Origin of the sequence: Mesorhizobium sp. B2-6-1 (assembly GCF_006440475.1) — a bacterium.
In the GTDB taxonomy this organism is placed as follows: Bacteria; Pseudomonadota; Alphaproteobacteria; order Rhizobiales; family Rhizobiaceae; genus Mesorhizobium.
Genome location: NZ_VFUH01000004.1, coordinates 246,336 through 273,103, shown reverse-complemented (window position 1 = coordinate 273,103; position 26,768 = coordinate 246,336). Strand labels below are relative to the sequence as shown.

General features: G+C 64.4%; 24 protein-coding genes and 1 pseudogene. 14 read left to right on the top strand and 11 right to left on the bottom strand.

What is annotated here, in order from left to right; all coding sequences use genetic code 11:
- Positions 1-11: 11 nt before the first annotated feature.
- The 4 genes from FJ443_RS11710 to FJ443_RS11695 form a co-directional block, all read right to left on the bottom strand.
- The gene (locus FJ443_RS11710; RefSeq protein WP_140523629.1) at positions 12-812 is read right to left on the bottom strand and encodes an oxaloacetate decarboxylase; all 801 of its coding nucleotides are present in this window, start codon (positions 810-812) and stop codon (positions 12-14) included.
- Between the two features lie 152 nt (positions 813-964).
- A complete protein-coding gene (locus FJ443_RS11705) occupies positions 965-1,624 on the bottom strand; it encodes an HAD family phosphatase (protein ID WP_181175096.1) in 660 nt (219 codons plus the stop codon).
- Positions 1,624-2,109, bottom strand: a complete 486-nt coding sequence (dut, locus tag FJ443_RS11700) for a dUTP diphosphatase (protein ID WP_140649441.1) — start codon at positions 2,107-2,109, stop codon at positions 1,624-1,626. Before dut ends, FJ443_RS11705 begins: the two co-directional genes overlap by 1 nt.
- A 97-nt stretch (positions 2,110-2,206) precedes the next feature.
- Complete coding sequence (locus FJ443_RS11695) at positions 2,207-2,677, bottom strand: Lrp/AsnC family transcriptional regulator (protein ID WP_140497095.1); 471 nt, start codon at positions 2,675-2,677, stop codon at positions 2,207-2,209.
- A 115-nt stretch (positions 2,678-2,792) separates the two neighbouring features.
- On the opposite strand from FJ443_RS11695, the gene FJ443_RS11690 reads away from it, so the two are divergent.
- Positions 2,793-3,041 (top strand): DUF6356 family protein, encoded by a 249-nt coding sequence (locus tag FJ443_RS11690; RefSeq protein ID WP_140512988.1) that lies wholly within the window; start codon positions 2,793-2,795, stop codon positions 3,039-3,041.
- A 14-nt stretch (positions 3,042-3,055) separates the two neighbouring features.
- Positions 3,056-3,877 (top strand): class II glutamine amidotransferase, encoded by an 822-nt coding sequence (locus FJ443_RS11685; RefSeq protein ID WP_140664110.1) that lies wholly within the window; start codon positions 3,056-3,058, stop codon positions 3,875-3,877.
- A 16-nt stretch (positions 3,878-3,893) separates the two neighbouring features.
- Here the strand turns inward: FJ443_RS11685 and FJ443_RS11680 are convergent, their stop codons facing one another.
- On the bottom strand, positions 3,894-4,961 hold the full coding sequence (locus FJ443_RS11680) for an FAD-binding oxidoreductase (RefSeq protein ID WP_140664108.1): 1,068 nt from the start codon (positions 4,959-4,961) through the stop codon (positions 3,894-3,896).
- Between the two features lie 140 nt (positions 4,962-5,101).
- On the opposite strand from FJ443_RS11680, the gene FJ443_RS11675 reads away from it, so the two are divergent.
- A complete protein-coding gene (locus FJ443_RS11675; RefSeq protein WP_140497087.1) occupies positions 5,102-6,694 on the top strand; it encodes a peptide chain release factor 3 in 1,593 nt (530 codons plus the stop codon).
- 170 nt (positions 6,695-6,864) lie between these two features.
- Here the strand turns inward: FJ443_RS11675 and FJ443_RS11670 are convergent, their stop codons facing one another.
- The gene (locus FJ443_RS11670; RefSeq protein ID WP_140497085.1) at positions 6,865-7,332 is read right to left on the bottom strand and encodes a VOC family protein; all 468 of its coding nucleotides are present in this window, start codon (positions 7,330-7,332) and stop codon (positions 6,865-6,867) included.
- 269 nt (positions 7,333-7,601) lie between these two features.
- On the opposite strand from FJ443_RS11670, the gene ilvD reads away from it, so the two are divergent.
- From ilvD to FJ443_RS11650, 3 genes are all read left to right on the top strand, one after another.
- Positions 7,602-9,446, top strand: coding sequence for a dihydroxy-acid dehydratase (ilvD, locus tag FJ443_RS11665; RefSeq protein WP_140664105.1), 1,845 nt, complete (start codon positions 7,602-7,604; stop codon positions 9,444-9,446).
- A 272-nt stretch (positions 9,447-9,718) separates the two neighbouring features.
- Positions 9,719-10,999 (top strand): amidohydrolase family protein, encoded by a 1,281-nt coding sequence (locus FJ443_RS11655; RefSeq protein ID WP_140523652.1) that lies wholly within the window; start codon positions 9,719-9,721, stop codon positions 10,997-10,999.
- A 202-nt stretch (positions 11,000-11,201) separates the two neighbouring features.
- Entirely contained in the window at positions 11,202-12,125 is a 924-nt protein-coding gene (locus tag FJ443_RS11650; protein WP_140523654.1) for a DMT family transporter, read from the top strand.
- On the opposite strand, the gene FJ443_RS11645 is transcribed toward FJ443_RS11650, so the two are convergent.
- A complete protein-coding gene (locus FJ443_RS11645) occupies positions 12,122-13,024 on the bottom strand; it encodes a phosphotransferase family protein (protein WP_140497077.1) in 903 nt (300 codons plus the stop codon). The two genes, FJ443_RS11650 and FJ443_RS11645, sit on opposite strands and share 4 nt — an antisense overlap.
- Before the next feature lie 104 nt (positions 13,025-13,128).
- Here FJ443_RS11645 and FJ443_RS11640 point away from each other — a divergent pair, with 104 nt between their 5' ends.
- The gene (locus tag FJ443_RS11640; RefSeq protein ID WP_181165288.1) at positions 13,129-13,761 is read left to right on the top strand and encodes a class I SAM-dependent methyltransferase; all 633 of its coding nucleotides are present in this window, start codon (positions 13,129-13,131) and stop codon (positions 13,759-13,761) included.
- Here the strand turns inward: FJ443_RS11640 and FJ443_RS11635 are convergent, their stop codons facing one another.
- The gene (locus FJ443_RS11635; protein ID WP_140664101.1) at positions 13,762-16,215 is read right to left on the bottom strand and encodes an FAD-dependent oxidoreductase; all 2,454 of its coding nucleotides are present in this window, start codon (positions 16,213-16,215) and stop codon (positions 13,762-13,764) included. It abuts the gene before it with no gap.
- Between the two features lie 4 nt (positions 16,216-16,219).
- Positions 16,220-17,098 carry a phosphotransferase family protein gene (locus FJ443_RS11630; protein ID WP_140497071.1) on the bottom strand — a complete coding sequence of 293 codons (879 nt, stop codon included), beginning with the start codon at positions 17,096-17,098 and terminating at the stop codon, positions 16,220-16,222.
- Positions 17,099-17,541: 443 nt separating this feature from the next.
- Between FJ443_RS11630 and FJ443_RS11625 the strand changes: the two genes are divergently transcribed.
- Complete coding sequence (locus FJ443_RS11625; RefSeq protein ID WP_140497069.1) at positions 17,542-18,312, top strand: DeoR/GlpR family DNA-binding transcription regulator; 771 nt, start codon at positions 17,542-17,544, stop codon at positions 18,310-18,312.
- Between the two features lies 1 nt (position 18,313).
- On the opposite strand, the pseudogene FJ443_RS11620 reads toward FJ443_RS11625, so the two are convergent.
- A pseudogene (locus tag FJ443_RS11620) lies at positions 18,314-19,212 on the bottom strand (NAD(P)/FAD-dependent oxidoreductase).
- Positions 19,202-19,651 carry an Rrf2 family transcriptional regulator gene (locus FJ443_RS11615; RefSeq protein ID WP_140523665.1) on the bottom strand — a complete coding sequence of 150 codons (450 nt, stop codon included), beginning with the start codon at positions 19,649-19,651 and terminating at the stop codon, positions 19,202-19,204. The pseudogene FJ443_RS11620 and the gene FJ443_RS11615 overlap by 11 nt, the downstream one beginning before the upstream one ends.
- 89 nt (positions 19,652-19,740) lie before the next feature.
- Between FJ443_RS11615 and FJ443_RS11610 the strand changes: the two genes are divergently transcribed.
- The 6 genes from FJ443_RS11610 (at position 19,741) to FJ443_RS11585 (ending at position 26,619) form a co-directional block, all read left to right on the top strand.
- On the top strand, positions 19,741-20,667 hold the full coding sequence (locus FJ443_RS11610; RefSeq protein ID WP_140513010.1) for a LysR substrate-binding domain-containing protein: 927 nt from the start codon (positions 19,741-19,743) through the stop codon (positions 20,665-20,667).
- Between the two features lie 125 nt (positions 20,668-20,792).
- Complete coding sequence (locus FJ443_RS11605; RefSeq protein ID WP_140664098.1) at positions 20,793-21,947, top strand: ABC transporter substrate-binding protein; 1,155 nt, start codon at positions 20,793-20,795, stop codon at positions 21,945-21,947.
- 188 nt (positions 21,948-22,135) lie between these two features.
- Entirely contained in the window at positions 22,136-23,134 is a 999-nt protein-coding gene (locus FJ443_RS11600) for an ABC transporter ATP-binding protein (protein WP_140580508.1), read from the top strand.
- Between the two features lie 223 nt (positions 23,135-23,357).
- Complete coding sequence (locus FJ443_RS11595; RefSeq protein ID WP_140497058.1) at positions 23,358-24,323, top strand: ABC transporter permease; 966 nt, start codon at positions 23,358-23,360, stop codon at positions 24,321-24,323.
- Positions 24,313-25,128, top strand: a complete 816-nt coding sequence (locus tag FJ443_RS11590) for an ABC transporter permease (protein WP_140497056.1) — start codon at positions 24,313-24,315, stop codon at positions 25,126-25,128. The genes FJ443_RS11595 and FJ443_RS11590 overlap by 11 nt, the downstream gene beginning before the upstream one ends.
- 63 nt (positions 25,129-25,191) lie before the next feature.
- On the top strand, positions 25,192-26,619 hold the full coding sequence (locus tag FJ443_RS11585; RefSeq protein WP_140664096.1) for a gamma-aminobutyraldehyde dehydrogenase: 1,428 nt from the start codon (positions 25,192-25,194) through the stop codon (positions 26,617-26,619).
- Positions 26,620-26,768: the final 149 nt, after the last annotated feature.

Below are 26,768 nucleotides of genomic sequence, written 5' to 3'. Positions count from 1 at the left end.
GTCCGGCCCGCTTATCCCGATTTGCCAAACAGCGCCTGCAACTTGCCGAAGGGCATGGCGGCGCGGGCGAAGCCGAACGTGCCGTCCTGCTGGATCTCGCGCGCCGCCGTTTCCAGCATGCCATAGGCGAAGTTGGTGAGCCACGGCCCAAGCGAAACGCGCTTTGCCCCGGCCGCGGTCAGATCGGCAATGGTGAAGTCGGGCCTTGCCATGACGTTGACCGGCTTGCTCACCGCCGAGCAGACCGTGCGCACCATCTCGACGTCGCCGATGCCCGGCGCGTAGAGCACGTCGGCGCCCGCCTTCTCGAATGCCTGCAGCCGCTTGATCGTGTCGTCGAGGTCGGACTTGCCCCAGAGGAAGTTCTCCGCCCGCGCGGTGAAGACGAAATCGCGTTTCAGCGCGCGGGCCGCTTCCGCCGCCGCCGCGACGCGCTCCACCGCGTGCGAAAAATCATAGATCGGCTTGTTCGGGTCGCCGGTGTGGTCCTCGATCGAGCAGCCGGCAAGGCCGGCGGCTTCAGCCGCGAAGATGGTTTCGGCGGCCTGCTCGGCGCTGTCGCCCTTGCCGCGTTCGAGGTCGGCCGAAACCGGCAGCTCGGTTGCCGCCGTCACCTCGCGGCAATGATGGATCATCTGGTCGAAGGTCACCGCGCCGTCCGGCAGGCCGCGCGAGAAGGCGAAACCGGCGCTGGTCGTCGCCAGCGCCTTGAAACCGAAGGATCCAAGCAGCTTCGTCGTGCCGACGTCCCAAGGGTTGGGCATGACGAAGGTCGAGGCATGCAGGTCGCGAAAGATCTTGCCCTTGTCCATGGAAGTTCCCCCATCGTGTTGAGTGCGATGGCGCGGATTTTAGCTTGCCCGCCTTGCCCGGGCAAACGAATGCGGTTGGCTCAGAAGCGTTTCGCGTTCTCTGCTGACAATTCGTCCGGCGCGTCCTCGCAACCCCAGAAAAACGGTCCAGATCAGTGGATTGGCACCAGTCCGGCCAGTGTGCGCATGTCGTCGAACAGGATGCCGCCGGCTCGCATCAAGCCGTCACGGTCGCTGTAGGGATCGCCATGATAGGAAAATACCCGCATGCCGGCGGCGATGCCGGCCTGCGTGCCGGCGACGCTGTCCTCGATGACGATGCAGTCGGCAGGCGCAAAGCCCATCGTCTTGGCCGCATGCAGGAACAGGTCCGGAAACGGCTTGCCGCGCGCGACCATGGTCGAGGAAAACATCGCATGTTCGAACAGCGGCAGCAGGCCGGTCTGGCCAAGCGTGATGTGCATTTTCGACACCCTCGCCGAGGTGGCGACGCAATAGGCGATGCTGGCCGCGCGGACAGCCTCGACGAACTCCCGGACATAGGGAATCGCCTCGACCCCATGGGCGAACAGGTCCGGCAGCCCTGCATTCCAGCGCTCGACGAAGTCGGCGCCGAGCCTGACGCTGGTCTTTTCTTCGATCTGCTTCTGCACTGAGACCATGCTGCGGCCGGAGAAGTTCTTGCGGCAATGTTCAAAGCTGGTGGGATACCCGGCTTCGCTCAGCCATTCGGCGAGACGCCGGTTGGCCAGGTTCTCGGTATCGACCAGAATCCCGTCGCAGTCGAAGATGACAAGTTTCGGTATGTTCATCAGGCCGTGCCGGTCGAGCCGAACCCGCCCGAACCGCGCGCCGTGCCGCCGGCCAGGGCGCGCTCTTCGACGCCCGCCTGCGTCACCGCGGCGAACACGATCTGGGCGATGCGCATGCCGCGCGTCACCGCAAAATCCTCGTCGCCGAGATTGACCAGCAGCACCTTCACCTCGCCGCGATAGTCGCTGTCGATCGTGCCCGGCGTGTTGAGGACGGTCAGCCCGTGTTTGAAGGCAAGGCCGGAGCGCGGCCGCACCTGGCCTTCCATGCCTTCGGGGATTTCCAGGATCAGTCCGGTCGGCACCAGCGCACGTTTTCCCGGCAGGATCAGCAGCGGCCGATCGTCGGGCACCGCCGCGCGCAGGTCCATGCCGGCGGCGCCGGGGCTTTCATAGGCAGGGAGGGGGAGTCCTTCCCCATGCGGCAACCTTACGAAGCCGACGGTCGGACCGATGACGGAGGAATTTTGGATGGCTGCGCGCATAAAATCGATCCTATCGGCGCGATTGCCGATTCGGTCAATTCGCCCTCGACCCTATCAACGGCTTTCTTTCGGGCATCACTATGGCCGGAGCCAATCCTTAGCGCACTTCCATCGGCACCACTGTGGTCTCCTTGATCTCCTCCATCACGAAGGACGCCGAAACGTCCGACAGCGCCACCTTGGCGATCAGCCGCTGGTAGAGCCGGTCATAGGCCTTCACGTCGGCGACGCGGGCGCGCAAGACATAGTCGAGGTCGCCGGACATGCGGTAGACTCCGGTGATCTCGGAAAAGCCTGTCACCGCCGCCCGGAATTTCTGCAACCACTCGGGATCATGATTTGAAGTCCGGACCAGGATGAACACGGAGAGGCCGAGCCCGAGCTTCTCGGCATCGACCAACGCCACCCGGCCAGTGATGACGCCATCCTCCTCCAGCCGCTTGACGCGCCGCCAGCAGGCGTTGCGCGACAAGGCTACCCGTTCGGACAGCTGATCGACCGACAACGTGCCGTCGCGTTGCAATTCGGCGAGCAATTTCCGATCGATTTCGTCGATTTCGATGGCCATGTGGGATGTTTGTCCCACGAACAAGCAAAATACAAGGACATTTTGAGACCGATGAACCGACGAACCGTGCCAGGATACCCCTATCGAGAACTTGAAGCGCTGAAGGGGAAGCAACATGTCGGTCGCACGGATTTTCACCTCCCATCCGGCCAAGGTCGGCGAAACCTATTTCGGTCACATGGCCTTTGCCGCCTGGTTTTCCTCGCGCCTGCTGACGGCCGCCGGGGCCGCCCTCGTTCACGCTTTCTTGCCATTTCTGTTCGAGACTACCGCCAGCCGAATCGTCCGCGAACTTTACGAGCGGACGCACAACAGAGGTTCGCACGCGGTCAAGGAGCCCAAGGCCCTTCCGGACCGCGCCTAGGAACGGACGAAGCGATGTGCCGGTGGGCGGCCTATCTCGGTGAAGCGGTCTTCCTCGAAAACATCCTCACGGCGCCCTGCCACTCGCTGATCGCCCAGAGCCATTGCGCCGAGGAAGCCAAGTCGCCGACCAATGGCGATGGTTTCGGCCTTGCCTGGTATGGCGACCGGCCCGAGCCCGGCCTCTACCGCGACATCCTGCCGGCCTGGTCCGATCCCAATCTGAAGAGCTTGTGCCGACAGATCAAATCCGGATTGTTTCTCGCCCATGTGCGCGCCTCGACCGGCGGCGCCACCAGCCGCATGAATTGCCATCCCTTCATCTCGGGCCCTTGGTCGTTCATGCACAACGGCCAGATCGGCGGCTTCGAGAAGATCCGCCGCGCGCTGGAAAATTCGCTGTCCGACGCCGTCTTCGACCAGCGCGAGGGCACCACCGATTCCGAGCTGTTTTTTCTCCTGATGATCGACGAAGGGTTGGCCGCCGATCCGCAAGGCGCCGTCGCCCGTGCCACCAGCCGCGTGCTGGAGGCTTCGCGGCGTGCCGGCATCGAGCCGGCGCTGAAGCTGACGGCCGCCCTTTCCGACGGGCAGGCGCTCCACGCGGTCCGCTACGCCACGGACGACCACGCGCCCACCCTCTATACCGCCTCCAAGGGCGGCGGCCGCTGCATCGTCTCCGAACCCTTCGACCGTGAAGGCGGCGACTGGCAGGCGATCCCGCCATCGAGCTTCATCACCATGACCAGGGATGGCATGAATATTCAGCCGTTTGCGCCGGCCCCCCGCGAAGCTGGCGTTGGCCGGGTAGCCTCCTCGCGGCGCGAATTGCCGTAGAGAGCCGTCCACCAAGCTATTGAGCGAATCGATCCAACCCATAGGGCGCCAGCAGCGGATCGCGCTCGCCGTCGAGGATTTCGCGCGCGGCGAACAAGCCGACCGCCGGCGCCAGCGTGATGCCGGAATGCGTGACCGCGATATAGAGGCCGTCCATGCCCTCGGCGCGGCCGATGATCGGGAAGCCGTCGATCGGCGTCGGCCGGTAACCGAGCGTATGGAAATCGAGCTCCAGGCCGTCACCGCCGCGCAGCATGGCCTGCAGCGCCGCAAACAGCTCGCGCGCCGTCGCCGCCGCATCCATCCCCGGATCGGCACCGCCGAAATCTGATCCGGCGATGATGCGGCCTTGCGCCGTCTGGCGCATGTGCAGCCGCTCGGTCAGCACCAGCCCGTTGAGCAATTTTTTGTAAGGCCGCGAATGGACGATCAGGCCGGGCGGCATTTCGATCGGTAGCCTTATGCCGGCCGTCGCGGCAATCTCTGGCGAGCCGACGCCAGCCGCGATCACCACCTCGTCGGCGGCGAGCAGGCCATGGGCGGTGTCCACGCCCGTCGTCCTGCCCCCGGTCTGAACAAGCGCTGTAACCGTGCTGGAGACGAAGCGCGCACCGCGCCGTTCGGCGTCGGCCAGCAGCGCGTTCGTCGCTGCGACCGGCTCGGCGACACCCTCCTCGGCGACATGTAAGGCAAAGTCGGGAAGCCCGGCGAGATTGGGCTCGATGCCGACCGCGCCGGCGCGGTCGACCCGCCTGATGCCATAACCCCAGGACGAATGCTCCGCCGCATAGGCCTCCAATTTGTCCGCCGGCAAGTCCCAGCACAGCCCGCCGCACCAGGCGAGCGGAAGGCCGGGCAGGTCCTGCGCCAGCCGCGACCATTCCGCCGTGGAGCGGATGCGCAGCCGGAAATACGGTTCCGGATTGCCCCAGCTGGCATTTATCCAGGCAAACGAGTTCGGCGTCGCCACGCCGCCGGCAGCGCTGTCGGCAATGACCGTCACCTGCGCGCCCGCCTTGGCCAGGTGCCAGGCGATCGAGGCGCCGATGATGCCGGCGCCGATGACGATCACTTTCTTGCTCATGCAGGATCTCCATCGAACAGGTCTTCTGATGCCATCGCGTCGTCCCTATCTCAAGAGCCGGCGGACCAATCCGGGCAAATCTGTTCGACAGGCCGGGAAAGCGCTGCTAGAAGCCCGCGCCACAGACAGGATTCCATAAATTGGCTGAAGACATCGAACAGGCGGTATCGCGCCGCCGTACTTTCGCGATCATCGCCCACCCGGACGCCGGCAAGACGACGCTCACCGAAAAGCTGCTGCTGTTCGGTGGCGCCATCCAGCTTGCCGGCGAGGTCAAGGCCAAGAAGGACCGCATCCAGACCCGATCGGACTGGATGAAGATCGAGCGCGAACGCGGCATTTCGGTCGTCACCTCGGTGATGACGTTCGAGTATGAGGACAATGTCTTCAATCTGCTCGACACGCCCGGCCACGAGGATTTCGCCGACGACACCTACCGCACGCTGTCGGCGGTCGACTCAGCGGTCATGGTCATCGACGCCGCCAAGGGCATCGAGCCGCGCACGCTGAAGCTGTTCGAGGTCTGCCGGCTGCGCGACATCCCGATCATCACCTTCGTCAACAAGATGGACCGCGAGAGCCGCGATCCCTTCGAGATACTGGACGAAATCGAGCAGAAGCTGGCGCTCGATACCGCGCCCATCACCTGGCCGATCGGCCGCGGCAGGACGTTTTCGGGCACTTACCACCTGGCGCTGAACGCCGTGCGCAAGGGCGATGACGAGAAGGAACGCACTCCGGTCAACGGTCCCGATTCCAACCGCGTCGCCGGCCTGTTGCCGGAAAACGAGCGCGAGGCCTTCATCGAGGAGCTGGAACTCGCGCGCGAAGCCTGCCGTCCGCTCGACATCGACGCCTTTCGCGAGGGCCATCTGACGCCGGTCTATTTCGGCTCGGCGCTGCGCAATTACGGCGTGCGCGACCTGATCGAGGCGCTCGGCGCTTTCGGGCCGCCGCCGCGCGCGCAGGATGCCGACACCCGGATGGTGGAGGCGACCGAGGACAAGATGACCTCCTTCGTTTTCAAGATCCAGGCCAACATGGATCCCAACCACCGCGACCGCATCGCCTTCGTGCGCGTCTGCTCGGGCAAGCTCGAGCGCGGCATGAAGGCCAAGCTGGTGCGCACCGGCAAGCCGATGAGCCTGTCTGCGCCGCAATTCTTCTTCGCCCGCACCCGCGTCACCGCCGACGAGGCCTTTGCCGGCGACGTCGTCGGCATCCCCAACCACGGCACGCTGCGCATCGGCGACACGCTGACCGAGGGCGAGGAAATCCTGTTCCGCGGCGTGCCGAACTTCGCCCCGGAAATCCTGCGTCGTGTGCGGCTCGGTGATGCGATGAAGGCCAAGAAGCTGAAGGAGGCGCTGCACCAGATGGCGGAGGAGGGCGTCGTGCAGCTGTTTTCGCCGGAAGACGGCTCGCCGGCCATCGTCGGCGTCGTCGGTGCGCTGCAGCTCGACGTGCTGAAGGAGCGGCTGAACTTCGAATACACACTGCCGGTCGAATTCGAGATGTCGCGTTTTTCGGTCTGCCGCTGGATATCGGCCGACGACAAGACGGAAGTGCAGCGCTTCATCGAAGCCCATCGCGGCGACATCGCCCGCGACCTCGACAACGACCCGGTGTTCCTCGCCCAGCACGCCTTCTCGCTGAACTACGAAGCCGAGCGCTGGAAAGCGATCCGCTTCGCCACGATCAAGGACTATCAGGTCCGCGACAAGGCGGCTTGAGGGGCGGTCTTCCCTTCTCCCCGTTCACGGGAGAAGGTGCCCGAAGGGCGGATGAGGGGCAGCGCCGGCCTCAAAAATCAATGGACAGCCCTGCCCTTCGCAGGCTCAGGGCGTTCGAAGCTCGGAAAAGCCAATCAATTGGCTTTCCGTCCGCTTACGCGGACCACTTCTCACCCCTTCGCTGCCTCTTCGATCTTGGCGATGTCGATCTTGCCCATCTTCATCATCGCACTCATCACCCGGCCGGCCTTTTCCCGGTCCGGATCCTGGAGCAGGCGCGGCAGCTGTTCCGGCACCACCTGCCAGGAGACGCCGAACTTGTCCTTCAGCCAGCTGCAGGGGCCGGGCTCGCCGCCCTCGGTGAGCCTCTCCCAGAAATAGTCGACCTCTTCCTGCGTCTTGCAGTCGATCGACTGTGACATCGCCTCATTGAATTTGAATTGCGGTCCGCCGTTGAGCGCCTGGAACGGTACGCCGTCGAGCTCGAACGTGGTCAGCAGCACTTTGCCTTCATCGGCGTGGCCCTTGGGCCAACGCATGACGCTCAGCACCTTCGAATTCTTGAAGATGGAGACATAGTGGTTCATCGCCTCTTCGGCCTGTCCATCGAACCACAGGCAGGTGGTGATCTTTTGCATGTCGTGCTCCTCGGTTGCTTCTTGCTGCTACAATGGAACGGCTGTCTGAGAAAATGGTCCCACTCCCTTGCCGTTGATCCAAGGACGGGCGTCCGGCAGGCGATCCGACACGGGAGGCGATCTTTTTCGCAAACTCTGAATTTTTCTGGAGAATCTGGCGCATTGCAAAAATGTGGCCAGACAATAATTGCCGGTCTATAACGCCTGCGATCCATATTCAGGGCCGCGACGCTCCGCATCGGGCGCAGCCAGCCAGCTAAGGAAAGTTCATGCCTGCCTATCGCTCCCGCACCACCACCCATGGCCGCAACATGGCCGGCGCCCGCGGCCTCTGGCGCGCCACCGGCATGAAGGACAGCGATTTCGGCAAGCCGATCATCGCCGTGGTCAACTCCTTTACCCAGTTCGTGCCGGGCCACGTCCACCTGAAGGATCTCGGCCAGCTGGTCGCGCGCGAGATCGAGAAGGCCGGCGGCGTCGCCAAGGAATTCAACACCATCGCCGTCGATGACGGCATCGCCATGGGCCATGACGGCATGCTCTATTCGCTGCCGTCGCGCGAACTGATCGCCGATTCCGTCGAGTACATGGTCAACGCCCACTGCGCCGACGCCATGGTCTGTATCTCCAATTGCGACAAGATCACGCCCGGCATGCTGATGGCCTCGCTGCGCCTCAACATCCCGACCGTCTTCGTCTCCGGCGGGCCGATGGAAGCGGGCAAGGTGGTGCTCGCCGGAAAGGCGCAGGCGCTCGACTTGGTCGACGCCATGGTCGCCGCCGCCGACGACAAGATCTCCGACGAGGACGTCAAGGTCATCGAGCGCTCCGCCTGCCCGACCTGCGGTTCCTGCTCGGGCATGTTCACCGCCAATTCGATGAACTGCCTGACCGAAGCGCTCGGCCTGTCGCTGCCGGGCAACGGTTCGACACTGGCGACGCACGCCGACCGCAAGCGGCTGTTCGTCGAGGCCGGACACTTGATCGTCGATCTCGCCCAACGCTATTACGAGCAGGACGACGAGACGGCGCTGCCGCGCAGCATCGCTTCAAAGGGCGCGTTCGAGAACGCCATGACGCTCGACATCGCGATGGGTGGCTCGACCAACACCGTGCTGCACATCCTGGCCGCGGCGCATGAGGGTGAGGTCGACTTCACCATGGAGGATATCGACCGGCTGTCGCGGCGGGTGCCCGTGCTGTGCAAGGTGGCGCCGGCCAAGTCCGACGTGCACATGGAGGACGTCCACCGCGCCGGCGGCATCATGGCGATCCTCGGCCAGCTCGACCAAGCCGGACTGATCAACCGCGACCTGTCGACCGTGCACACATCAAGCCTCGGCGAGGCGCTCGATCATTGGGATATTTCGCGCACCTCAAGCCAGAACGTGCGAGATTTCTTCCTCGCCGCGCCCGGCGGCGTGCCGACGCAGGTCGCCTTCAGCCAGGATCGTCGCTGGGACGAGCTCGATCTGGACCGCGAGACGGGCGTTATCCGCTCGGCGAAGACGCCTTTTTCCAAAGACGGCGGCCTTGCCGTGCTCAAGGGCAACCTGGCGCTCGACGGCTGCATCGTGAAGACGGCCGGCGTCGACGAGTCGATCCTGAAATTCACCGGCCCGGCGCGGGTGTTCGAAAGCCAGGATGCCTCGGTCAAGGCGATTCTCTCGAATGAGATCAAGGCCGGCGACGTCGTCGTCATCCGCTATGAAGGACCGCGCGGCGGCCCCGGCATGCAGGAAATGCTCTATCCGACCAGCTATTTGAAATCGAAAAGCTTGGGCAAAGCTTGCGCGCTGATCACCGACGGGCGCTTCTCCGGCGGCACGTCGGGGCTCTCGATCGGCCATGTCTCGCCGGAAGCCGCCGAAGGCGGCACGATCGGGCTGGTGCGGGAAGGCGACACGATTGAGATCGACATCCCCAACCGCTCGATCCGCCTCGCCGTGAGCGATGAGGAGCTCGCCAGCCGCCGGGCGGCGATGGCGGCCAAGGGCGCCCTGGCCTGGAAGCCCGAAGAAAAACGCAAGCGCAAGGTGACGACCGCGTTGCGCGCCTACGCCGCCTTCGCCACCAGCGCCGACAAGGGTGCGGTGAGGCACGTTCCGGAGTAGCGCTCGAATCGGCCAGGTTCGTGCTGCCCCTCATTGTCCTGCCGGACATTTCTCCCCGTAAGTGACGGGGAGAAAGGGCTATAACCAAAGATTTCGCCAATTGTAGACGTTGCAAAAATGGCGGCGAGGTCGCAGCATCTCCCTTCTCCCCGTCTCTATACGGGGAGAAGGTGCCGGCAGGCGGATGAGGGGCGGCGCCACGTGGCAAGATTTTTCGCCCACCGCGATCACGGCGGCAGCCGACAGGTGCTGATTCTTCGGGGACGACACAGATGGATTTCGACCTTATCGTTCGCGGCGGCACACTGCCTGACGGCAGGGTTGCCGACATCGGCATCGTCGGCGAGACGATCGCGACGATCGAGCCGAAGCTCGATGGCAACGCCGGCACGACGATCGACGCGCGGGGCAATCTGGTCTCTGCGCCGTTCGTCGACCCGCACTTCCATATGGATGCGACGCTTTCCTACGGCATTCCGCGGATAAACGCCTCGGGCACGCTGCTTGAAGGCATTGCTCTGTGGAGCGAACTGAAGCCGCTTCTGACGCATGAAGCGGTGCGCCATCGCGCGCTCGCCTATTGCGACTGGGCGGTGTCGATGGGATTGCTCGCCATCCGCACCCATGTCGACGTTTGCGACGACAGGCTGCTGGCGGTCGAGGCGCTGCTCGATGTCAAGAAGACGGTGGCGCCCTATATCGACCTGCAATTGGTCGCCTTTCCGCAGGATGGGCTCTACCGCTCGCCCGGTGCACGGGAAAACACCATCCGCGCGCTGGATCTGGGTGTCGATATCGTCGGCGGCATTCCGCATTTCGAGCGCACCATGGCCGACGGCACCCGCTCGGTGACCGAGCTTTGCGAGATCGCGGCAAAACGCGGCCTGATGGTCGACCTGCATTGCGACGAGACCGACGACCCGCTGTCGCGTCACATCGAGCAACTGGCCTATGAGACGCAGCGTCTCGGCCTTCAGGGCAAGGTGGCCGGCTCGCATCTTACCTCGATGCATTCCATGGACAATTACTACGTCTCGAAACTCCTGCCGCTGATCGCCGAGGCGGGCGTCTCCGTCATCCCCAATCCTTTGATCAACATCATGCTGCAGGGGCGCCACGACACGTTTCCCAAGCGCCGCGGCATGACCCGGGTCAAGGAGATGCTGGCGCTGGGCATCCGCGTCGGCTGGGGCCAGGATTGCGTGCTCGATCCCTGGTATTCGCTGGGCACCGCCGACATGCTCGACGTCGCCTTCATGGGGCTTCACGTCGCCCAGATGTCGAGCCCGGCCGACATGGCGCGCTGTTTCGACATGGTCACCAACGTCAATGCCGCCATCATGGGGCTCGATCATCTGGGCCTCGCCGTCGGCAAGCGCGCCAGCCTGGTCGTTCTCGACGCCGGCAATCCGGTCGAGGCCATTCGCCTGCGCCCCGAACGCATTTGCGTCATCGCCAGGGGCAAGGTGGTGGCGGAACGAACCAGGCAGGACACCCGGCTTGCCGTCCCCGGCAGGCCGGCACTGGTGAACCGGCGGCACACATCGTCCTAGACCCAGCCGATTCCCGGCGCTGGCCTTGCCGATTCCCGGATTTCTCCTCGTCAAAACGGCCGCTTCCGTCTACGACGCGGCCTGGAGCAATTCCAGGAAAAGTGTGTACGGTTTTCCGTCCGGAATTGGGCGAGATAAAGAGATAGAGCGGTTCGCCGTTTTCGTAAAACGGTGAACCGCTCTAGACAGGCAATGGATCGGCATGACGCAACCCGTGGCGCAGAATTCCACAATCAGGAACGTGCTTCTGGCCGGCATTCTTTTGATGCTGGCCGGCGACTTCCTGTTTGCGCTCAACGACGCCATGGGCAAATGGCTGGTCGCCAGCTTTTCCGTCGGCCAGGTGGTGCTGATCAGGTCGATCGGCGCGTTTTTCGTGCTCGGTCCGATGATCGCCCACCAGGGCGCCGCCAAGCTGTTCCGCATGGAAAGGCCCGAATTGCAGGTCCTGCGCGTCATCATGACCACGCTCGATACCGGGCTCTTCTATGCCGCCGTCGTCTATCTGCCGCTTGCGGATGTGATGAGCTTCTATATGGCCGGGCCGATCTATGTGGCGGCACTCTCGCATCTCCTGCTTGGCGAGAAGGTCGGCTGGCGCCGCTGGATGGCGATCCTGCTCGGCTTCTGCGGCGTGCTGATCATGCTCAAGCCCTCCTCGGCGGCTTTCTCGCTGTCGTCGGGCTTCGCGCTGGCGGGCAGCATTGCCTTCGCTTTCGCCATCATCCTCAACCGGCGCTTGCGCGGCACCAGCGACACCAATCTGGTGACATGGCAGACCATCGGCACGCTGCTGGTCGGCGGCGCCCTGACCATCGGCGCCTGGCACACGCCGTCGGCGCTCGATTTCGGCGCCATGCTGCTGCTCGGCATCGTCTCCTGCGGTGCCCATCTGATGATCACGCGGGCGCTCAAGCTGGCCCCGGCCTCGACGCTGGCGCCGCTGCACTACACGCTGCTTCTATGGGCGGTGGTCTTCGGGCTGGCGTTCTTCGGCGACGTTCCCGGCCCGCGCATCCTCATCGGCTCGGTCATCGTCGTGCTGGCCGGCTTGTTCATCTTCCATCGCCAGAAGGTGGTCGACACGACGGTGCCGCCTGAAAACGTGCCGAAGGGCGTGAATTAGCCCTCGCGGATCGCCGCCAGGTGCCGTGAAAATTCCGGCGTCTCCATCAGCGCCTTGCAGCGCGCGAAGCGGCCGTCGGCATAGGCCCGAAAATCGTCGACGGGATTGTCGTTGGCGAGCTGGATCAGTCCCCACAGTGTCCACAACAGGTCGCACATCCCCTTGTAGATGACGATGCGGCCGCGCTCCGCCGGTTTCGCCTCGCCGCCGAAATAGGCGCGCATCATCTCCTCGTCCTGCGCGGCATCGAACTTGCCTTCGACGGAGAGGTCGCCAAGATCCCAGAGCGGATCGTTCATTCCTGAATATTCCCAGTCGACGATCCACATCCTGTCACCCGCATCGATAAAATTCTCGCACAGCGGGTCGCAATGACAGGCGACGACGGGCAGCGGGTGGGCCGACAGCGCCGCGCGCACGCCACCGGCCTCGCGCACCACGTCGTGATAGCCGGCGGGCAGGGCGACCTCCTTGGTCGACAGCACCTTCAGATAGTCATCGATCATCGCGAACAGTTCGAAACGGAACGGAAACACCGCACCGGACGAATGCAGCTTGCGGAAGGCCTCTCCCGCACGCGCCGGGCTGCCCGGCCGAACCCTGAATTTTTCCGGCGACATGGTTACGGCGCCGGCGATGAAGCGCGTCACCATCACGCCGGTGCCCGGATCGACATGCAGCACCTCGGGGCTGACGCCTGCCTTAGCCGCCTCGCGCGCCGCCACCGCCTCATTGGCGCGGTTGATATATTCCTCGGTGCCTTTGCCTGGAATGCGCAGGCAGAAGTCCCCGGCCTTGAAAACCAGGTTGGTGAGGCCGCCAAGCCGCTCCAGCGTCCCGTTATAGCCGGCCAGCATGGGAATGGCGGCAAGTTTTGTCCGGGCCTCGTCCATTGTCATGCCCGCTCCCCCGCTGTTATTTGTCGCAGAGACGGTTCCACAAAATTCGTGCTTTGGCTATCATCCGTGCGAGACCAATTTAGGGCATGGCGGACAGGACGAAAGTGACCGACAGCAAGCATAAGGGCGCGCTTGGCGCTGCCTACGCGGCCAAGCGCCCGGAAGACGTGGCGGCGCTCTATGACCGTTGGTCGCAGACCTACGACAGCGACATGTCGGCCGCCGGCTATCGTCATCCCACCATCTGCCTGGCCTTGCTGGCAAGGCATCTGCCGCGTGGCTCGGCCCCGCTGCTCGATGCCGGGGCCGGCACCGGGCTCATCGGCGAATGGCTCGACATTGCCGGCTATCCCGAGGTCGAGGCGCTCGACATCTCGCAAGGCATGCTGGATCAGGCAGAGCGCAAGGGCGTCTATTCGGCCCTGCATTGCCTGGCGCTTGGCGGGCCGCTGCCCTTTGCCGACAATGCCTATGCCGGGGTGATCTCGGCCGGCGTCTTTACCTCGGGCCATGTCGGTGCCGAAGGGCTGGACGAACTGATCCGCATCTGCCGGCCGGGCGGCGTGATCGTGCTGACGGTCAAGAACACGATCTGGGATCTGGGCTTTAACGCGCGGGTCGCGGAGCTGGAGGCGCAGGGGCTGGTCACCCGCATCGAGGAAACGCGCCCGTACGTCTCGATGCCGGGCGAGGCCGACACGGTGCCCAGCCGCTGCCTCGCCTTGCGTGTGAACTGATCAGGCTTTGATCCTGTTCCCGGCCGGATCATACATCGGCTCGAGATGGATCTTTGCCGGCGTGCGCTGCATCGCCACGACCAGCTCATAGCGGCCCGAGGCGAGAAAATCGTCGCTCACGCCGTCGGCATTGCGCACATAGCCGTAGCCGATGTTCTTCTCCACGGTGTAGCCGTAGCCGCCGCTGCTGAGATAGCCGACCGGCTCGCCATTGCGCAGGATCGTCTCGCGCCCGACGAGCACGATGTCCTGATCGTCGACCGTGAAGCCGGCGAAACGCTTCTTCAATGGCCCGCCAGTGATTTTCTCCAAGGCGCGCCGCCCTACGAAATCCGTGTTCTTGCGAAGCTTCACCGCCCAGCCGAGGCCGGCTTCCAGCGGCGTGTCGTTGGGGGTGATATCGGAGCCCCAGGCGCGATAGCCCTTTTCCAGTCGCAGCGATTCCAGGGCCCGGTAGCCGACCGGGCGGATATCATGTTGCTTGCCTGCCGACATCAACGCGTCGAAGATCTCGCCGGTTGCGGAGATCGGCACGTGCAGCTCCCAGCCGAGTTCCCCGACATAGGTGACGCGCAACGCCCGCACGGTGTGGCCGGCAACGACAATCTCGCGGGCATGGCCGAATGGGAAACCGCTGTTGGAAACGTCGGCATCGGTCACGCCGGCCAGCACTTCGCGGGCGCGCGGTCCCATCAGCGACAGCGTGCCGAAATCCTCGGTGACGTCGGTGAGCGTGATGTCGAGCTCCTTTTCGACATGGTCGCTGATCCAGGACAGGTCATGGGTGCGGAAGCCCGTGCCGGTAACGATATAGAACCTGTCCTCGCCGAACCGCGACACGGTGAGATCGGCCTCTATGCCGCCGCGCGTGTTGAGAAGCTGCGTATAGGTCAGCCCGCCGGCCGGCTTGTTGACGTCGTTGGCGCAGATCCAGTCCAGCGCCTTCGGCGCGTCGGGCCCGGTCAGCTCGTATTTGGCGAAGGACGACTGGTCGAAGATGCCGACCTTCTCGCGCACATGGCGATGTTCGTCGCCGACGGCTGAAAACCAATTCTGCCGGCCCATGGAATAGACGTCACGCGGGTCGACGCCTTCGGGGGCGAACCAGTTCGGCCGCTCCCAGCCGAGCTTCGAACCGAACACGGCGCGATGCTGTTTCAGCCTGTTGTACAGCGGCGAAACGATGCGCGGCCTGCCGGAAAGATACTCCTCATGCGGAAAGCCGATCGTGTAGTGCTTGCCATAGGCTTCCAGCGTGCGCTCGCGGACCCAGTGCCGGTCGCGGTGCAGGCTGGAAAAGCGCCTGATGTCGACGACCCACAGATCGAACGGCGCCTCGCCATCGACCACCCATTGCGCCAGCACCCAGCCGGCGCCGCCGCCCGAAGCGATGCCGAAGGCGTTGAAGCCGGCGCCGACGAACATGTTGGCGCATTCGGGCGCCACGCCGAGGATGAAATTGCCGTCCGGCGTGAAACTCTCGGCCCCGTTGATCATCTGCTTGACGCCGACGGTTTCCAGCGCCGGCACGCGCGCGATCGCCTGGCTCATGTGCTGTTCGAAATGATCATAGTCGTCGTCGAACAGCCGGAACTCCCAGTCATTGGGCACGTCGCCTCCGGGGAGATCAGTCGTCCAGGCCTGCGGGTTTGGCTCATAGCCGCCCATCACCAGCCCGCCGACCTCTTCCTTGAAATAGGTGCGCCGGTCCGGGTCGCGGATGGTCGGGACATCGGTCGCTAGCCCGTCGATCTTCTCGGTGACGATAAACTGGTGCTTCACCGGCTGCAGCGGCACGTTGATGCCGGCCATGGCGCCAACCTGCCGTGCCCATTGTCCTGCGCAGTTCACCACTTTATCGCAGGCGATGTCGCCCATGCTGGTCTTCACCGCAATGATGCGGCCGCCTTTGATCTCGAAGCCGGTGACGCGGACTTCCTCGTAAAGCCTTGCGCCATGCATGCGCGCGCCCTTGGCCAGCGACTGGGTGACGTCGGATGGGCTCGCCTGACCGTCGGTCGGCAGCCAGGAAGCGCCGACGAGATCGCCGGTTTCCATCAGCGGCCACATGTTCTTGACCTCCGCCGGCGACAGCAACTGCATGTCCATGCCAAAGCTCTTGGCTGTCGTCGCCAGCCTCTCGTACTCGGTCCAGCGGTCGGCATTGGTGGCAAGGCGCAGGCACCCGCTCATCTTCCAGCCGGTGGCAAGGCCGGTCTCGGCCTCCAGCCCCTTGTAGAGGTTGACCGAATATTTGAGCACGCGGGTGATCGAGGCCGACGAGCGCAGCTGCCCGACCAGGCCGGCGGCGTGCCAGGTCGAGCCCGAGGTCAGCTTGCCCTGTTCGAGCAGCACCACATCTGCCTTGTGGTCGCGGGCCAGATGGTAGGCCGTCGAGCAGCCGATAATGCCGCCGCCGATGACGACGATCGCTGCCTGGGTTGGCAAGGTCATGAATTCAGGTCCCGTATTTTGTCCGGTAGTTTTCCAGCGCGGCATCGAGCCGCGTCAGGTTCTCTTCCGTGTAGGCGACGTAGTCGATGCCGGGCACGTCGAGGTAGAGTTCCGAAACCATGCTCCACATCGCCTCGCGCAGCAGCGAGGCGCATTGCATGGCTGCATGCGAGCGGCGGATCGCCTCGTCCGGCTCCTTCATGAAATAAGCGGTCAGGAAGGCGAAGGATTCCTCGTCGCTCATGCCGGCGTTCGAGGCGACGCCGGCAAGGTCGAACATCGCGGTATTGAAGCCGGCATATTCGAAGTCGATCAGCCATAGCCTGCTGCCGTCGTCGAGAATATTCGCCGGCAAAAGATCATTGTGGCCGAACACGATCGGCAGCAGTTTCTGGGCGCGTTCGAGCTCGTCGGCCAGCATCAGCAGACGCGGCAGGTCGCTCGCCTTGCGGCTGCCGGCGTCCTCCAGCGTGCGCGCATAGTCGCGGATGACGTGGAACACCCAGAACATGAAGCCGGCACCGGAGACGTGGTTGGGCATCTCACGGTGGAAGCCGCGCATCAGGGCGGCGACACGGCCGAGATTGGCGCGCACGTCCTCAGCCAGACAGGTCTTGGCGCCGAGATACTCCGTCACGAGAATGCCGGGTTCGGCATGGCGGACCGCCGGCGCGAAACCGGCGGCATGCGCGGCGCGTGCGGTCATCACCTCACGCTCGCGAAAGACGTGGTGGAAGGGATAGTCCCTGCCGAAACGCACGACATGCCTCCCGGCCGCGTCCTTAACCCGATAATTGGCATTGCTCAGCCCGCCGGGCAGCGGCTCGATCTCGACGCTGCCTGTCCAGCAAGGCAGGGCGCGGATGCGGTCCTCGGCCGTCATGAATTCGCCCTTCGTACGGCAAGGCGCCGACGGGGCGGCGCCGCCGTGGCGACCCGCCGTTTGTCCGGACGCTCGTTCTGGCAAAGACCTCGCCGGCGCGGCATTCGGGATCGGTATCCCGCGCCGCACCGACGAGCCCCACGTGCCGGGCTCTTCGAGGCCGGCATCCGCCCCCGCGGATGAGAAAATTCTTCCAGTCGCCCTCGCGTCAGGCAGTTTCCAGACCTTGGGGCACACAAATTCGGATCAGGCTCCGCTATCGCTTTTCCGTGGCAGTGCGAGCCTGACACGGCATCAGTGTCACGCCGGGTAAGCCACGTTGTCAACGAGATTCTGTGGCTTTTTCTGCTTTCCTGCCCGTATTCTTTCGAGATTCCTTGTAATATGCGGCAGATTTGCCATAGAAGCGGTCACTGCATCATGGCGCGACTGGAAATGACCCGATGAGCCATTCCAAGCGGCACGGCGAAATCCTGCGGTTTCTGCAGGAGGAAGGCACCGTCACCATCGCCAGCCTGGCCGACCGGCTGGGCGTCTCGCTGGAAACCGTTCGCCGCGACGTCAAGCCCCTCACCAGCGACGGCTCGCTCCTGAAGATGCATGGCGCCGTCGGCCTGCCGTCGACGATCGGCGAAGCGCCGTTCGAACGGCGCATGCGCGAGAACGCCGAGGCCAAGCGCCTCATCGCCCGCATGGTCGCCGCCACCATCCGCGACGGCGAATCGATCATGCTCGACACGGGAACGACCACCTCGTTCCTGGCGCGTGAACTGCTCGGCCATCGGCGGCTGACGGTCGTCACCAACTCATCCGACATCGCCCGCACGCTGGCCACCGTCAACGGCAACAAGGTCTACATGGCCGGCGGTGAGCTGCGCAGCGATTCCGGCGCCGCCTTCGGCGCCTCGGCCATCGACTTCGTCAGCCGCTTCTCGGTCAGCCATGCGGTGATCTCGACGGGTGCCGTCGATGCGGTGACGGGTGTCATGGATTACGATCTCGACGAGGCCGAGTTCGCCCGCATGGTGCTGTCGCGCGGCCAGCGTTCGCTCGTCGTCACCGATCATTCCAAGTTCGGGCGCCAGGGCCTGGTCCAGGTCTGCGGCTTCGATGGCTTTTCCGAGCTCGCCACCGACCGGCCGCCGCCGCGCGACATCGCTGCTGGCCTGGCGCAGGCCGGCGCGCGGCTCAGCGTCGCGGGCGAGGCAGCCTGAGCTAACCGAATACCAGCGACTGGTGGGCGCATATGCCGGCGAAGGCGCCGCCCGATACGGCGAAGGCGATGTTGTGCATCGCGCGTGACGCGTCCCCGGCGGCGTAGACGCCGGGGACCGTCGTCTGCTGCCTGTCATCGATTGATATCACCGGGCCAAGGGGACCGTCCGTGAAGCCGCAACCGAGCTGTTCGGCCACCGGGCTCGCCATTGTATTGCGCGGCGCGGTGAATATCGCGCGAACCCCCGCCTTTCGGCCGCCGTCGAGGATCACCGTCAAGCCGCCCGCGCCATCCTCCCGCAGTTCGGCGACCGCAGCGGGTTCGAACCTCACATTCTTGCCTTCCAGGACAGACATCTGTTCGGCATCGGGCTCGATCAGGCGATTGCCGAACAGCGTGACGTCGCCCCAGTCGGCGATCAACTGCGCCTGATGCAGGGACATGGGCCCGGTCGCCAGCACGCCAAGCGGCCCGCCGGAAACCTCGTAGCCGTGGCAATAGGGGCAGTGCAGCACGGTCTTGCCCCACTGCTCGGCAGCCCGGGAACTTCCGGCAGGATGTCGCGCACGCCGGTGGCCAGAACCAGCCGCGCGGCGCCAAAGGTCTCGCCGCCCTCTGTGCTGATTTCGAAGTCGCTGCTGCTATTGGCGACCGCCTTGTCCGCACGTCCCTTGACAAGGCGAGCCGTCGGATAGGCTAGCAACTGCCGTCTTGCCTCCTCCAGGATGGCGCCTGGCGTGCGCCCGTCTTGGCCGAGGAAGCCGTGCGAATGCGCGGCGAACCGATTTCGGGGCTGGCCGGCGTCGATCACCAGGACGTTGCGCCGGGCCCGGGCCGCCTGGATGGCGGCGGACAGGCCGGCAAAGCTGCCGCCGACGACGGCAAGATCATACTGCATGGCTGGAGACTCCGATGAGGTCGTAACGGCGGCGGAAGTCGGCGGTCAGGTCGGCCAGCGTGATACGGCTGAGCTTCTCCGCCAGCAGCTTCTCCGCCGCGATCCGAAAATCGTCGAGGACGGCGATGACGGCCTGCTCGACAAGGCAGCCGGGGCTCTCCGGCTCGGTGCCGAACTGCAGCAGCGTCTCGCCAAGCGCGGCGCTGATTTCGGCCAGCGAGATCTCGTCGGGCGGGCGCCCGAGCAGCCAGCCGCCGCCATGTCCGCGTGAAGAGGTGACGATGCCGGCATCCCGCAACCCCGCGATGGTGCGGCGCACCACGACCGGATTGGTATGGATGAAGGTGGCAAGCTGCTCCGAGGTCAGCGCCCGCTCGGGCTTCTCGGCCATGTGGACCAGAATGTGCAAGGTGGAAGACAGCCGGCTGTTGCGTTTCATGTAACTTATTTAGTTACAATTCTGGGGGCCGTCAAGTTGCCGATCCGTTTCCACTTCCCAGTGTCGTCCCCGCCGTGTTTAGTCCGGCCATGGCTTTCACCATCCGCCAGTTGCAGTTCTTCATCGCCGTCGCCGAGCAGGGCACGGTGTCGGGTGCCGCGCAGAACCTCTCCATTTCGCAATCCTCGGTCACCGAAGCGATCAAGGAGCTCGAAGGCGATCTCGGCGTCGAATTATTCGACCGCCATCCGCGCGGCCTCAACATCACCCACAAGGGCCACCAGTTCCTGCGTCATGCCACCAAGATCCTGGCCGATGTGTCCGATGCGCGCCGCGCCTTCCTCGGCGAGCAGGCGACAGCGGGCGGCCGGCTGCAGCTCGGCGTCACCTCGCTGGTCGCCGGCTATGTGCTGTCGGACCTGCTTTCCCGCTACCGTCGTGCCTATCCCGGCGTCGAGGTCTCGGCAATCGAGGACAATGGCGACTATCTCGAGCATCTGCTGATCGGCGGCAAGCTGGACATCGCCGTGATGGTCACGTCCAATCTGCGCGACCGAACCGCGCTGCAATCGGAAATCCTTGAAGTCTCGGCTTACCGCCTGTGGCTGCCGCTCGGGCATCCGCTCGCCGGCGCCGACATCATCGGCATCGGCGACATCGCTTCGGAGCCGCTGATCATGCTGACCGTCGACGAGATCGAGGAGAACACCGGCAAGTTGCTGACGGCAATCGGCGCCAAGCCGCATGTCGCCTTCCGCACCCGTTCGGTCGAAGCGGTGCGCAGCCTCGTCGCCACCGGCGCGGGCGTGGCGCTGCTGCCCGACCTCGTCTACCGGCCGTGGTCGCTGGAAGGCGACCGCATCGAGTCGCGCGACGTCTCCGGTGCCCTGCCCGTCGTCCAGGTCGGGATGGTCTGGCGCCGCGGCTCCGGCCTGCCGCAGGCTGCGCGCGATTTCATCGGTCTGGCGCAGTCGCAGCGCATGGTTCGCCAGCGCCCCGACAAGAACGGCCGCTAATCTATCGGAAAAACCGATATCCCCCTTCTGATAAATGAATTTGCGAAACCGGGATTTTCACAGCAACTTCGCTTCAGGGAACAAAGCCGCCGCCGAAGCGCGGGCCTATCAATGGGAGATCGATGATGAATTCATTCCTGAAGTCATGCACTGCATTGACGGTCGCGCTGACCTTCTCCGGCCAGGCCGTCGCCCAGGTCACTGAGCTCGGCAAGGGTGAAGGCGAGGTCAACATCGTCGCCTGGCCGGGCTATATCGAGCGTGGCGAGACCGACAAGGGCTATGACTGGGTAACCGCCTTCGAGAAGGAAAGCGGCTGCAAGGTCAACGTCAAGACCGCCAACACGTCGGACGAGATGGTCTCGCTGATGAACGAGGGCGGCTTCGACCTCGTCACCGCTTCGGGCGATGCATCGCTGCGCCTCGTTGCCGGCAAGCGCGTGCAGCCGATCAATACCGATCTCATCCCGAGTTGGAAGACGGTCGACGACCGCATCAAGGACGCCCCCTGGTTCACCGTCGACAAGGTGCATTACGGCGTTCCCTACCAGTGGGGGCCGAACGTGCTGATGTACAATACCGATGTCTTCAAGGAAGCGCCCAAGAGCTGGAACATCGTCTTCGAGGAGATGAAGCTGCCGGACGGCAAGTCCAACAAGGGCCGCGTCCAGGCCTATGACGGCCCGATCCACATTGCCGATGCCGCCAACTACCTGATGTTCCACAAGCCGGAGCTCGGCATCAAGGACCCCTATGAGTTGAACGAGGACCAGTACAAGGCCGCGCTTGAGTTGCTGCGCGTCCAGCGCACGCTGGTCGGCCGCTACTGGCACGACGCCGCCATCCAGGTCGACGATTTCCAGAACGAAGGCGTGGTTGCCTCCGGCTCGTGGCCATACCAGGTCAACACGCTGATCGCGGCCAAGAAGCCCATAGCCTCGACCGTGCCGGAGGAAGGCGTCACCGGCTGGGCCGACACCACCATGATGGAAGCCGACGCGGCACATCCGAACTGCGCCTATATGTGGCTCGAACACTCGCTTTCGCCCAAGGTGCAGGGCGACGTCTCGGCCTGGTTCGGCTCGCTGCCGGTCGTCCCCGCCGCCTGCAAGGGCAACGAGCTGCTGACCGACGAAGGCTGCAAGACCAACGGCTACGAAAATTTCGACAAGATCAAGTTCTGGAAGACGCCGGTGACCAAATGCGCCACCCAGAACGACCAGTGCGTGCCCTATTACCGCTGGGTGTCGGACTATATCGGCGTCATCGGCGGGCGGTGACCTAGCCTTACTTTGCCGAAGCCGGCGCCGCCCCTCACCCTTACCCTCTCCCCGTGAAGAACGGGGAGAGGGTATCGCCAGCGTTGGCGCGCGTCCCTTCCCCTGTCCTTCACGGGGAGAAGGTGCCGGCAGGCGGATGAGGGGCGGCGCCGCCTGAGATCGATGAGCCCGGCAGATCAGGACACTCCATGACCTCAGCCGTTTCCTTTCAAAAAGTCTCGCGCCATTTCGGCAGCGTGCGCGCCGTCGACACGGTCGACCTCGAAATCGTGCCTGGCGAGTTCTTCGCCATGCTCGGGCCGTCGGGCTCCGGCAAGACGACCTGCCTGCGCCTCATTGCCGGCTTCGAGCAGCCGACGGCGGGTTCGATTTCGATCTTCGGCGAGCGCGCCGAGGGTGTTCCGCCCTATCGCCGCAACGTCAACACCGTCTTCCAGGACTATGCGCTGTTCCCGCATCTCGATGTGCTCGACAATGTCGCCTATGGTTTGATGGTCAAGGGCGTCGGCAAAGCCGGGCGGCACAAGGCAGCGGAAGAGGCGCTGTCGCTGGTCAGGCTGCCCGGCTACGGCGCCCGCCGCCCCGGCCAGCTTTCCGGCGGTCAGCGCCAGCGCGTCGCGCTGGCCCGCGCACTGGTCAACCAGCCCAAGGTGCTGCTGCTCGACGAGCCGCTCGGCGCGCTCGACCTCAAATTGCGCGAGAACATGCAGGAAGAGCTGAAGTCGCTGCAAAAGGCGCTCGGCATAACGTTCGTCTTCGTCACCCACGATCAGGGCGAGGCGCTGTCGATGGCCGATCGCGTCGCCGTCTTCAACGACGGCAGGATCATGCAGATCGGCACGCCGGAAGATATCTACCAGCGGCCGAGCACTCGCTTCGTCGCCGATTTCGTCGGTTCCTCCAACGTGCTGCCGCCGGATTTCGTCCAGCGTTATTGCGGCCAGCGCGGCTGGGGCAGCCTGCGCCCCGAATCCATCCGCGTCGGCCGCGCGGCGAGCGGCGAGGGCGTCGCCGCGCGCCTCGTCTCAACTAACTATCTCGGGGCGACCACCAGGCTGGCGCTCGATGCCGACGGTCTGAAATTGCACGCCATCGTGCCTGCCGGCACGGCCTTGCCCAGGGAAGGCGAGGCGGTGGTGCTCACCTTCAACCGCGAGAGCCTGCATTTGATGGACGAGCCGGTGTGATGAAGGCTTGCGCGAAGCACCCCCCTCTGTCCTGCCGGACATCTCCCCCTCAAGGGGGGAGATTGGCTGCCCTTTCGGGTTTCGCCAATTTCCAACGTCGCAGAATTGGCGAGGCCGAGAAATTGCCAATCTCCCCCCGTGAGGGGGAGATGTCCGGCAGGACAGAGGGGGGCGACGCAGAACGCGGCCTCTCATATAATTCTCTTCAGCACACGGCGGCCCCATGACCATTGCCGCGCTCAACCCCAGCCCAGCCCCTGCCATCCTGCCCGGCAGCGGCGGCATACGCGGCGCGCTCTCCGACCTCTTCTGGCGCAGGCCGCAACTGCTCCTTCTGCTTATGCTGCTGCCGCCGGTCCTGTGGCTCGGCATCGTCTACATCGGCTCGTTGTTCGCTCTTTTGGCGCAGAGCTTTTTCTCGATCGACGAGTTCTCCGGCCTCATCAATCGTGAGTTCACGTTGAAGACCTATGGCGACCTGTTGCAGGCCGCCAATCTCGACATCATCCTGCGCACGGTGACGATGGCGGCCCTGGTGACCCTGGCCTCGGCCGTCGTCGCTTTCCCCATCGCCTACTACGCGGCGCGCTATGCGCGCGGCCGCTGGAAGGCGCTGTTCTATCTCGGCGTCATGCTGCCGCTGTGGTCGAGCTACCTGGTCAAGATCTACGCCTGGAAACTGATCCTGGCCAAGGAAGGCATTCTCACCTGGCTGCTCGCCAAGCTGAACCTGTTGTGGTTGCTCGATGCGTGGCTGTCGCTGCCGGTCGTCGGCGGCAACTCGCTGTCGGTGTCCTTCACCGGCACCTTCATCGTCTTCGTCTATGTCTGGCTGCCCTTCATGATCCTGCCGGTGCAGGCAGCCCTCGAGCGCGTGCCCGGCAATTTGGTCGAGGCCTCTTCCGATCTCGGTGCCTCGCCAGGCCAGACCTTCCGCAATGTGCTGTTCCCGCTGGCGCTGCCGGGGATCGTCGCCGGCTCGATCTTCACCTTTTCGCTGACATTGGGCGACTACATCATCCCGCAGATCATCGGCACGTCGCGCCTGTTCATCGGCCAGGCCGTTTATTCGCAGCAAGGCACGGCCGGCAACATCCCGCTCGCCGCCGCCTTCACTGTCGTGCCCATCGTCATCATGGGCTTCTATCTCTGGGGCGCCAAGCGCATGGGGGCCTTCGATGCGCTCTGACCGTGCCCAATCGGCTCCGCTTGGCCTCAAAATCGCCGCCGCTTGCGGGTTGCTGTTCCTGCATCTGCCGATCCTGCTGATCTTCGTCTATGCCTTCACGACGGAGGAGAAGAGCTTCGTCTGGCCGCCGCCGGGGCTCACCACGCAGTGGTTCGCTGTCACCTGGAACCGGCCGGACGTGTGGGAAGCGCTGTCGCTCTCGGTGCGCGTCGCCGCCATCTCGACGGCCATCGCGCTGGTTCTCGGCACGCTGTGCGCCGCCGCGGTGTCACGGACGAAATTCTTCGGCCGTGAAACCATTTCGCTGCTGGTCATCCTGCCGATCGCGCTGCCCGGCATCATCACCGGCATTGCGCTGCGTTCGGCTTTCGCGCTGGCCGACATTCCGTTCTCGTTCTGGACGATCGTGCTCGGCCACGCCACCTTCTGCGTGGTTGTCGTCTACAACAATGCCGTTGCCCGCTTCCGCCGCACCTCGGGCTCGATGATCGAGGCCTCGATGGATCTCGGCGCGGATGGTTTCCAGACCTTCCGGCATATCGTGTTGCCCAACATCGCCACGGCGCTGCTTGCCGGCGGCATGCTGGCCTTCGCGCTGTCGTTCGACGAGGTCATCGTCACCACCTTCACCGCCGGCCAGCAGCAGACGCTGCCGATCTGGATGCTTGAAGAACTGATCCGCCCGCGCCAGCGCCCGGTCACCAATGTCGTGGCGATGGTGGTGGTGCTGGTGACGCTGCTGCCGATCCTCGCCGCCTACTACCTGACCCGCGACGGCGACCAGATCGCCGGCAGCGGGAAATGAAAACAGCGAATAGGGAATAGCGGGTAGCCCTATTCGCATTCGCTCCTCTTCAAGGAGAAACCAATGGACACCCAGATGCTGATCGGCTCGAAGTTCGAGAAAGGCACCGAGACCGAGGAGTCGGTCCTCAATCCGAAGACCGGGGCGACCATTCTCAATCTCCCCGAGGCGAGCCCGGCGCAGATCGAGGCGGCGGTGACGGCTGCCGGGAAGGCGTTCACGGCTTGGTCGCGTACCACGCCCGCGCAGCGCTCGGGCTATCTCCTTAAGATCGCCGACCGCATAGAGGCCGAAGCCAGGGAATTCGCGGCGCTCGAGGCGCTGAACTGCGGCAAGCCGATCAATGCCGTGCTCAATGATGAAATCCCGGCGATCGTCGACTGCTACCGTTTCTTCGCCGGCGCCGTCCGCTCCATGCCAGGCCAGGTAGCCGGCGAATACCTGCCGGGCCACACCTCGATGGTCCGGCGCGATCCGATCGGCATCGTCGCTTCCATCGCGCCGTGGAATTACCCGTTGATGATGATGGCCTGGAAGCTGGCGCCGGCGATCGGCGGCGGCAATACGGTCGTCTTCAAACCGTCGGAACAGACGCCGCTGACGGCGCTGAAACTGGCGAAGATCCTGGCCGAAATCCTGCCCGAAGGGGTCGTCAATGTCGTGCTCGGACGCGGCGACAGCGTCGGCAATACGCTGATCAACCATCCCAAGGTCAACATGATCTCGATCACCGGCGATGTCGCCACCGGCAAGAAGGTGCTGCAGGCGGCCGCCAAGTCGGTCAAGCGCACGCATCTGGAACTCGGCGGCAAGGCCCCGGTCATCGTCTTCGATGATGCCGACCTCGGCGCCGTGGTCAACGGCCTGCGCGCTTTCGGCTACTACAATGCCGGCCAGGACTGCACCGCCGCCTGCCGCATCTATGCCGGCAAGAAGGTCTACGACAAGCTCGTCGCCGATCTCTCCTCGGCCGTGTCGACCATCAAGTACAATCTGCCGGACGATGCCGAGAACGAGATCGGCCCGCTGATCTCGCGCCGCCAACGCGACCGTGTCTCGAGCTTCGTCGAGCGCGCCTCGGAATTGAAGCACATCGAGATCACCACCGGCGGCAAGCCGGACGAGGGCACCGGCTTCTACTACCAGCCGACCGTCGTCGCCGGCGCCTTGCAGGAGGACGAGATCGTGCGCCGCGAAGTGTTTGGTCCGGTCGTCTCGGTGACCCGCTTCACGGATGTCGACGAGGCGGTGAACTGGGCCAATGACAGCGATTATGGCCTGGCATCGTCGGTGTGGACCAGGGACGTCTCACGCGCCATGGCGACCGCCGCTCGCCTGCAATATGGCTGCACCTGGATCAACACCCACTTCATGCTGACCAACGAGATGCCGCATGGCGGGCTGAAGCAGTCCGGTTACGGCAAGGACATGTCGCTCTACGCACTGGAGGATTATACCGCCGTGCGCCATGTGATGGTGGCGCACGGGTAATCTGTCTCGTTCCGGCAAAGGCAGATCTTATATGGCTGTGGCCGGCGCCGGCGACCCCGCTTGAGAGGGTCGTCAGCGCCATTCCACTTCGCGATTGCGCTGCATTTGACAGGCACGGCCGCCGAACGGCATCAGCGGCGAGACCCCGG